Annotated in this window: 9 protein-coding genes; 1 reads left to right on the top strand and 8 read right to left on the bottom strand. The window is 60.5% G+C overall.

The window, feature by feature from the left end:
• Positions 1 to 94 precede the first annotated feature (94 nt).
• The 8 genes from rpoS to QMX97_RS17015 all read right to left on the bottom strand — a co-directional run bounded on the left by rpoS (position 95) and on the right by QMX97_RS17015 (position 7,294).
• A complete protein-coding gene (gene rpoS, locus QMX97_RS17050; protein ID WP_025855149.1) occupies positions 95 to 1,099 on the bottom strand; it encodes an RNA polymerase sigma factor RpoS in 1,005 nt (334 codons plus the stop codon).
• A 106-nt stretch (positions 1,100 to 1,205) separates the two neighbouring features.
• Positions 1,206 to 2,042: a peptidoglycan DD-metalloendopeptidase family protein gene (locus tag QMX97_RS17045; RefSeq protein WP_065903043.1), complete on the bottom strand. Its 837-nt coding sequence runs from the start codon at positions 2,040 to 2,042 to the stop codon at positions 1,206 to 1,208.
• Positions 2,043 to 2,250: 208 nt separating this feature from the next.
• Positions 2,251 to 2,886, bottom strand: coding sequence for a protein-L-isoaspartate(D-aspartate) O-methyltransferase (locus QMX97_RS17040; protein ID WP_177343936.1), 636 nt, complete (start codon positions 2,884 to 2,886; stop codon positions 2,251 to 2,253).
• Positions 2,887 to 2,927: 41 nt separating this feature from the next.
• A complete protein-coding gene (gene surE / locus QMX97_RS17035; protein ID WP_282397298.1) occupies positions 2,928 to 3,677 on the bottom strand; it encodes a 5'/3'-nucleotidase SurE in 750 nt (249 codons plus the stop codon).
• Complete coding sequence (gene truD / locus QMX97_RS17030) at positions 3,665 to 4,723, bottom strand: tRNA pseudouridine(13) synthase TruD (protein ID WP_282397297.1); 1,059 nt, start codon at positions 4,721 to 4,723, stop codon at positions 3,665 to 3,667. The genes surE and truD overlap by 13 nt, the downstream gene beginning before the upstream one ends.
• Positions 4,720 to 5,193 (bottom strand): 2-C-methyl-D-erythritol 2,4-cyclodiphosphate synthase, encoded by a 474-nt coding sequence (ispF, locus tag QMX97_RS17025; protein WP_012722614.1) that lies wholly within the window; start codon positions 5,191 to 5,193, stop codon positions 4,720 to 4,722. The genes truD and ispF overlap by 4 nt, the downstream gene beginning before the upstream one ends.
• Positions 5,194 to 5,247: 54 nt before the next feature.
• A complete protein-coding gene (gene fghA, locus QMX97_RS17020; protein WP_282397299.1) occupies positions 5,248 to 6,099 on the bottom strand; it encodes an S-formylglutathione hydrolase in 852 nt (283 codons plus the stop codon).
• Positions 6,100 to 6,181: 82 nt separating this feature from the next.
• Positions 6,182 to 7,294, bottom strand: coding sequence for an S-(hydroxymethyl)glutathione dehydrogenase/class III alcohol dehydrogenase (locus QMX97_RS17015; protein ID WP_282397296.1), 1,113 nt, complete (start codon positions 7,292 to 7,294; stop codon positions 6,182 to 6,184).
• 109 nt (positions 7,295 to 7,403) lie between these two features.
• Between QMX97_RS17015 and QMX97_RS17010 the strand changes: the two genes are divergently transcribed.
• The gene (locus tag QMX97_RS17010) at positions 7,404 to 8,300 is read left to right on the top strand and encodes a LysR substrate-binding domain-containing protein (RefSeq protein ID WP_065903049.1); all 897 of its coding nucleotides are present in this window, start codon (positions 7,404 to 7,406) and stop codon (positions 8,298 to 8,300) included.
• Positions 8,301 to 8,333: the final 33 nt, after the last annotated feature.

Below are 8,333 nucleotides of genomic sequence, written 5' to 3'. Positions count from 1 at the left end.
CTTGCTCGCGAAAGCGCTGGATCAGTCAGCACATCTGCCTACTGATACTGCGCATTCGCGAGCAAGCCCGCTCCCACATTTCGTCCTGCGTCGCCTATTGGAACAACGACTCACTCGACAAGCCATTCTTCTCCAGGATCTCACGCAAGCGCTTGAGCCCTTCTACCTGGATCTGCCGCACCCGCTCACGGGTCAGGCCGATCTCCAGGCCTACATCCTCCAGGGTGCTGCTCTCGTGGCCACGCAGGCCGAAGCGGCGGATCACCACCTCACGCTGCTTGTCCGTGAGCTCCGACAACCACTGGTCAATGCTTTGGGACAGATCATCGTCCTGCAACAGCTCGCAAGGATCCGTAGGACGATCATCCGTCAGGGTGTCCAGCAGGGTTTTATCCGAATCCGGACCCAGCGAGACGTCGACCGAAGACACCCGCTCGTTAAGGCCCAGCATGCGCTTGACCTCCCCTACCGGTTTTTCCAGCAGGTTGGCGATTTCTTCGGGCGAGGGTTCATGATCGAGTTTTTGTGTCAGCTCACGCGCCGCCCGCAGGTAGACGTTGAGCTCCTTGACCACATGGATTGGCAGCCGGATCGTGCGGGTCTGATTCATGATCGCCCGTTCGATGGTCTGGCGAATCCACCAGGTGGCATAGGTTGAGAAGCGGAAGCCCCGCTCAGGGTCGAACTTCTCCACCGCCCGGATCAAGCCCAGGTTGCCTTCCTCGATCAGGTCCAACAGGGACAGCCCACGATTGACGTAGCGTCGGGCGATTTTCACCACCAGTCGCAGGTTGCTTTCAATCATGCGCTTGCGCCCAGCCGGATCGCCCTTTTGCGACAAGCGCGCAAAATGGACTTCTTCTTCGGGGGTCAGCAGAGGGGAAAAGCCGATTTCATTGAGGTACAGCTGGGTCGCGTCGAGCGCCCGGGTGTAGTCAATGTATTTGTGTTGCTTTAACGCGGTGGAGTTCTTGGATTTGGTACGAACTGAAGGTACAGCAGGTCCCTCATTCGACATCGATTCCGTAGCGATACCGGTCTCCATAAGGAGAACCTCATCGTCGATGTCAAACTCCGGCGCTTCTTTACTGAGAGCCATTGTTATAGTCCTTTGGTGAGTTCGACCTCAAGCTCAAGCGACGCCTTTATCCTTGGCAACGCTGGAGCCTGTTCCTTCTACGTGAGGGAACAGGCTGTGCAACACATCAACGACGGGGTAGGAATTGCAGCGGATCTACGGGCTTCCCCTGACGGCGAATCTCAAAGTGCAGTTTCACCCGGTCTGTACCAGTTGACCCCATTTCGGCAATTGTCTGTCCGACTTTGACCTGCTGCCCCTCCCGAACCAACAGCCTGCGGTTGTGACCGTAGGCACTGACGTAGGTATCGCTGTGTTTGATGATGACCAGCTCGCCGTAGCCCCGTAAACCACTCCCGGCGTACACCACTGTCCCATCAGACGCAGCTAAAACAGGCTGTCCCAAATCTCCGGCGATATCAATGCCTTTATTCAAACTACCGTTTGAAGAGAATTTTCCAATCAATACACCGTTTGAAGGCCACCCCCAACCGGTCGGTGCAGGCCCTGCCGGCGGCAGCGGCGCGGGTGCTGGCTTGCTTGCAACCGTAGGCGCGGCGGTGCCTGCAGGCCGGGTGATGATGGTGGTCTTGCTCGAAGACGACGGCGAAGATCCGCTGTTTGTCACCACTGCCGTAGGCGTTGAACCAGTGCGCCCATCGAAGCGAATGGTCTGACCCGGATGTATCGTATACGGCACAGGAATATTGTTGCGAGCTGCAAGTGCCTTGTAGTCCCAGCCATAGCGGAAGGCAATCGAGAACAGTGTGTCGCCTTTGCGAACCACGTACTGACCAGTGGTGACCGTCGGCTTTTGCGGCACTGCGCTATTACGGTCAACTACCCGCGCGCCGCTGCTTGGCGAGCTGGAGCACGCCGCCAACAGGGAACTCAAGACAAGGCCAAGCACCAGTCGCTGAAAGCTTGTTTTACTCATACGCTGCGCAAGACCTGTGAGACTCACCCGCCGCTCCCTTTGTGGTGGCTGAACATGAACGCCTGTATCAGGCTTGAAATATGACGCAAGTATAACTGGGCATTGGCTTTTTACCGGCACACGACTGAAACGAAAAATTCATCCTGTTGAATGCCGCCGCTCATCTTGTTGACTCGATGAACCCCGCCGTAAGACACATCCTCACCAGCAGAATTCACTGCCCATGAACAAATGATCAGGCCAGCGGGCCGTTCAGCAACGGTACGAATCGCACAGCCCCCAGCACATGCCGGGAAAAGCCGTCGTCCTCACGGATAATGAGCATCAATTGTTGCACTTCGCCGGAACCCACCGGGATCACCAGGCGGCCGCCCGGCGCGAGTTGGTCGAGCAACGCTTGCGGCACATCCGTGGCCACGGCGGTGACGATGATGCCGTTATACGGCGCCAGCGCCGGCCAGCCTTCCCAGCCATCACCCCAGCGGAACACCACGTTGCGCAGGTTCAGCTCCACCAGGCGTTCCTTGGCGCGGTCCTGCAGCACCTTGATGCGCTCCACCGAGAACACCCGCTCCACCAGTTGCGCCAGTACCGCGGTCTGGTAGCCGGAGCCGGTGCCGATTTCCAGCACCTTGTCCAACGGCCCGGCGGCCAGCAGCAGCTCGCTCATGCGAGCCACCATATAAGGCTGGGAGATGGTCTGGTTATGACCGATCGGCAATGCCGTGTCTTCATAGGCACGGTGGGCCAGGGCCTCGTCGACAAACAGATGCCGAGGCGTGCGCCGGATCACTTCCAGTACCTGGGCGTTGGACAAGCCTTCCTCGTACAGGCGCTGGATCAAACGCTCGCGGGTGCGCTGGGACGTCATCCCGATGCCACGGCGCAGCAGGTCGTCTTGTTCACGAGCCATCAGCGCAGGCCCTCCAGCCATCCATCGAGACCACTGAAGGCATCACTGAAGGTGCGATCAAGTTGCAACGGGGTAATCGAAACATAACCTTGCATCACCGCATGAAAGTCCGTGCCTGGGCCGCCATCTTCAGCGTCGCCCGCAGCGGCGATCCAGTAGCCTTCCTTGCCACGCGGGTCGACCACCTTCAATGGCGCTGCCGCACGGGCGCGATGGCCCAGGCGTGTCAGCTGGATGCCGCGAATATGGCCGAGGGGCAAGTTGGGAATATTGACGTTGAGCACCGTGCGTGGCGGCAGGTCGAGGGAACCATGGGCCTCCACCAGCTTGCGCGCGAAATAGGCGGCAGTGGGCAGGTTGTCCAATTGGCGCGAGGCAAACGAAAAAGCGAACGCGGTACGCGCCAGGAAACGCCCTTCAAGGGCCGCCGCCACGGTACCGGAATACAGCACGTCATCGCCCAGGTTCGCCCCGAGGTTGATGCCCGACACCACCAGGTCCGGTTCCTGCTCCAGCAGGCTGTTGATTGCCAGGTGCACGCAGTCGGTAGGGGTACCGTTGACGCTGATAAAGCCATTGGCCAGGACCTGCGGGTGCAGCGGACGGTCGAGCGTCAGCGAGCTGCTGGCGCCGCTTTTGTCCTGGTCGGGGGCGACCACCACACACTCGGCATAATCCTGCAGCGCAGCATAGAGCGCGGCAAGCCCGGGTGCGGTGGCACCGTCATCGTTTGATATCAGAATACGCATGGGTTGTCCGTCTGCCCCACCGGCACCAGATCAACAAGCTCGCGCACCAAGACAGTGGCGAAGCATCCGGCCGGCAGGACGAATTCCAATTGCAGAATGTCCAGCGAGGGATAATGCCACGTCAACCCGCCAATGGGCAGTCGCAGAATGCGACGTTCCTGGCTCATGCCGGCTTTCACCAGCCAATCGCGCAGGTCAGCTTCTTCGGCGGCAATCGCCTGTTCCAACGCGTGGGTGGCACCCGCCGCCGGTGAGTCGCCCTCGCCCCACTGTGGGCCGGTGGGGTGCAGGTCCAGAATCGCCAGGCGCGGGTCGCTGCATTCAGCCTCCCCCGCCGGAAAAAAGCTGCGACTGTCGGTGAACGCCAGCAGGTCGCCGACCTGGGCCTTCTGCCACGAACCATCGGCCACACGGGCTGCCAGGACTTTGTTGAACAGGTAGCTGCGCGCGGTAGACAGCAAGCGCGAACGCACATTGCGCTGTTCCGGCAAGGCCTTGCGCGCCGCCCATTCGCGGGCGTCGGTGACGTTGCCGCCATTGTGACCAAAGCGCTGCGCGCCGAAGTAGTTCGGAATGCCGTGTTGGGCAATCAGTTGCAACCGCGCGTCGATGGCGGCGGTGTCACCGTCCAACTGGGTCAGGCGCAAGGTGAAACCGTTGGCCGAATGCGCGCCCCGCTGCAGCTTGCGTTTATGCCGACCGGTCTTGAGGATCTTGAGGGTGTCGTTTTCGGCGCTGCTCATGTCCGGGTCGGCCTTGCCCGGCAGTTGCACGCTGAACCATTGGCGGGTCAACGCCTGGCGGTCCTTGAGCCCGGCGTAGCTGACGGTGCGCAACGGCACGCCAGCGGCCTTGGCAATCCGCCGCGCAGCTTCTTCGGTATTCAGACCGCGCTTTTCCACCCACAGCCACAGGTGCTCGCCCTCGCCGCTCAGCGGGATGTCCAGCACCTCGTCCACCTGGAAATCTTCCGCCGTGGCCTTGAGGACCGCGCTGCCCAAGGCCTCGCCGTAGGCCCGTGGGCCCAGCAGTTGCAGGTCATTCATGCGCGCAGCAACAAGGCGACGGAGTGCACCGCGATGCCCTCTTCACGACCGGTAAACCCGAGCTTTTCGGTGGTGGTGGCTTTCACGTTGACTTGATCCAATTCAATTTGCAGGTCTGCGGCAATCAGCGCGCGCATCGATTCGATATGCGGGGCCATTTTCGGCGCCTGGGCCACGATGGTGTTGTCGACGTTGCCGACCTTCCAGCCCTTGGCGTGGATCAGGCCGACCACATGGCGCAGCAACACGCGGCTGTCCGCCCCCTTGAAGGTTGGGTCGGTGTCCGGAAAGTGCTTGCCGATATCGCCCAACGCCGCTGCGCCGAGCAAGGCATCGCTCAAGGCATGCAGGACAACGTCGCCGTCGGAATGAGCCAGCAACCCATGGTGGTGTGCAATGCGCACGCCGCCCAGGGTGATGAAATCGCCTTCAGCGAAACGGTGCACATCGTAGCCGTGGCCAATACGCATAAAAAAACGCCCCGATTTAATTCAGGGCGTGATTCTACCTACTTTTGCCTCACATTAACCGAGCAAAGCACGACCATGGTGTCGCAAATGGTCTTCGATGAAGCTGGCGATAAAGAAGTAGCTGTGGTCATAGCCGGGCTGCAGGCGCAGTTCCAGCGGATGGTTGGCGGCCTTGGCCGCTTGCTGCAAGGCTTCCGGCTTGAGTTGCACGGTGAGGAAGTCGTCGCGGTCGCCCTGGTCTACCAGCATCGGCAGCTTCTGCGAGGCTTCGCTGATCAGCACGCAGGCATCCCATTCACGCCATTTCGAGCGCTCTTCGCCCAGGTAACGGGAGAAGGCTTTCTGGCCCCAGGGGCAATCCATCGGGTTGTTGATCGGCGAAAATGCCGACACCGACAGGTAACGCCCGGGGTTGCGCAAGGCACACACCAGCGCACCATGGCCGCCCATGGAGTGCCCGCTGATCCCGCGTTTATCCGATGCGGGGAAATGGGCCTCGACCAGTGCCGGCAATTCCTGCACCACGTAGTCATGCATCCGATAGTGCTTGGCCCAGGGTTGCTGGGTGGCATTCAGATAGAAACCCGCGCCCAGGCCAAAATCCCATGCATTATCCGGATCACCGGGTACACCCGGCCCGCGCGGGCTGGTATCTGGCGCGACGATGATCAACCCCAGTTCGGCGGCCATGCGCTGGGCGCCGGCCTTCTGCATGAAGTTTTCGTCGGTGCAGGTCAGCCCGGACAGCCAGTACAGCACCGGCAACTTGCCGCCCTGCTCCGCTTGCGGCGGCAGGTAGACGGCGAAAGTCATGTCGCAATCGAGCACATCGGAATGATGCTTGTAGCGTTTATGCCAGCCACCAAAACTCTTCTGGCATGAGATGTTTTCCAGGGTCATGAGAATGCTCCCAGCTGCAAGCGGCAAGCAATCAGCTGCAAGTAAGGCGTGCTCACTTTCAGCTTGTCGCTTGCAGCTTGCCGCTGCTTCAGAAATGGATGACGGTACGAATGCTCTTGCCTTCGTGCATCAGGTCAAACGCCTTGTTGATGTCTTTCAGGCCCATGGTGTGGGTGATGAAGGTATCCAGCGGGATTTCGCCGGTCTGGGCCATTTCCACATAGCTTGGCAATTCGCTGCGGCCGCGCACGCCACCGAAGGCCGAACCGCGCCAGACGCGCCCGGTCACCAGCTGGAAGGGGCGCGTAGCGATTTCCTGGCCAGCACCGGCAACGCCGATGATCACCGACTCGCCCCAGCCTTTGTGGCAGCACTCGAGGGCGGCACGCATCAGTTGCACATTGCCGATGCACTCGAAGGAAAAGTCCACGCCGCCGTCAGTCAAATCGACAATCACGTCCTGGATCGGGCGATCGTAGTCTTTCGGGTTGATGCAGTCGGTGGCGCCCAGTTGCTTGGCGATTTCGAACTTGGCCGGGTTGATATCGATGGCAATGATACGACCCGCCTTGGCCTTCACCGCGCCGATCACCGCCGACAGGCCGATCCCGCCGAGACCGAAGATGGCCACGGTGTCGCCCGGCTTGACCTTGGCGGTGTTGATCACTGCACCAATACCCGTGGTGACGCCACAGCCGAGCAGGCAGACTTTTTCCAATGGGGCTTCTTTAGGAATTTTTGCCACGGAAATTTCCGGCAGCACGGTGTACTCGGAGAATGTCGAGGTACCCATGTAGTGGAAAATCGGCTGGCCCTTGTAGGAAAAGCGCGTGGTGCCATCAGGCATCAAGCCTTTGCCCTGAGTGGAGCGAATGGCCTGGCACAGGTTGGTCTTGCCCGACAGGCAAAATTTGCACTTGCCGCATTCCGGGGTGTACAGCGGGATCACGTGATCGCCGACGGCCACCGAGGTCACGCCCTCGCCGATCGCTTCAACGACCGCACCGCCTTCATGGCCCAGAATCGACGGGAAGATACCTTCCGGGTCGGCGCCCGACAGGGTGTAGGCATCGGTATGGCACACACCGGACGCAACCACCCGCAACAGCACCTCGCCCGCCTTGGGCATGGCCACATCCACTTCAACGATCTCAAGGGGCTTCTTGGCTTCGAAGGCTACGGCGGCACGGGACTTGATCATCCGGGATTCTCCATCGGGTTAAAAACTGAGACGGTGAGTGTAAAACATGGCTACCTGATTAATAATCCAGGCGAAAGCAAAACTTTATTGCTGTACAGGGATAATCGCCATGCTGGAAAACCGCTGGGAAGGCATCGATGAGTTCGTCGCCGTCGCCGAGTGCAGCCAATTCACTGCAGCAGCCGAGCGGCTGGGCGTGTCGTCGTCGCATATCAGCCGGCAAGTGGCACGCCTGGAAGAACGCCTGCAGACGCGTTTGCTCTATCGCAGCACGCGCAAAGTGACGCTGACTGAGGCCGGCCAGACTTTCCTGCAACATTGCCAACGCCTGCAGGATGGCCGCGAGGAAGCGTTGCGCGCCGTGGGTGACCTGACCAGCGAGCCCAAGGGCATGTTGCGCATGACCTGCGCCGTGGCCTACGGCGAGCGCTTTATCGTGCCGTTGGTGACGCGGTTCATGGCGCTGTATCCGCAGTTGCGGGTAGATATCGAATTGACCAATCGCCAGCTCGACCTGGTGCACGAGGGCCTGGACCTGGCGATTCGCCTGGGACGCTTGCAGGATTCACGCATGGTCGCCAGCCGCCTCGCTCCCCGGCGCATGTACCTGTGCGCGTCACCGTCCTACCTCGCCCGGTATGGTCGGCCACATAGTTTGTCGGAATTGAGCCGGCACAACTGCCTGATCGGCAGCTCGGATATCTGGCAACTGGCCCAGGACGGGCGCGAATTTTCCCAGCGGGTGCAGGGCAATTGGCGCTGCAACAGTGGGCAAGCGGTGTTGGACGCGGCCTTGCAAGGCGTCGGCTTGTGCCAGCTGCCGGACTATTACGTCCTGGAGCACTTGCACAGCGGCGCGCTGGTGTCACTGCTGGAGGCGCATCAGCCGCCGAATACGGCGGTGTGGGCGCTGTATCCGCAGCAACGGCACTTGTCGCCGAAGGTAAGGAAATTAGTGGATTTCTTGAAGGAAGGGTTGGCTGAGCGGCCGGAGTACAGCCGGTAATGCTGGGCTGTTGGTGCCGGCCTCTTCGCAGGC

Origin of the sequence: Pseudomonas sp. PS01298 (assembly GCF_029959745.1) — a bacterium.
Classification (GTDB): Bacteria; Pseudomonadota; Gammaproteobacteria; order Pseudomonadales; family Pseudomonadaceae; genus Aquipseudomonas; species Aquipseudomonas aylmerensis.
This window is presented reverse-complemented; position numbering and strand designations above follow the sequence as displayed.

What these genes read in the sequence shown, in the direction of transcription:
- surE (WP_282397298.1), bottom strand. Translation starts at nt 3,677, where the DNA reads ATGCGTATTCTGATATCAAACGATGACGGTGCCACCGCACCCGGGCTT.
- QMX97_RS17015 (WP_282397296.1), bottom strand. Translation starts at nt 7,294, where the DNA reads ATGATCAAGTCCCGTGCCGCCGTAGCCTTCGAAGCCAAGAAGCCCCTT.
- ispF (WP_012722614.1), bottom strand. Translation starts at nt 5,193, where the DNA reads ATGCGTATTGGCCACGGCTACGATGTGCACCGTTTCGCTGAAGGCGAT.
- truD (WP_282397297.1), bottom strand. Translation starts at nt 4,723, where the DNA reads ATGAATGACCTGCAACTGCTGGGCCCACGGGCCTACGGCGAGGCCTTG.
- rpoS (WP_025855149.1), bottom strand. Translation starts at nt 1,099, where the DNA reads ATGGCTCTCAGTAAAGAAGCGCCGGAGTTTGACATCGACGATGAGGTT.
- QMX97_RS17010 (WP_065903049.1), top strand. Translation starts at nt 7,404, where the DNA reads ATGCTGGAAAACCGCTGGGAAGGCATCGATGAGTTCGTCGCCGTCGCC.
- QMX97_RS17040 (WP_177343936.1), bottom strand. Translation starts at nt 2,886, where the DNA reads ATGACGTCCCAGCGCACCCGCGAGCGTTTGATCCAGCGCCTGTACGAG.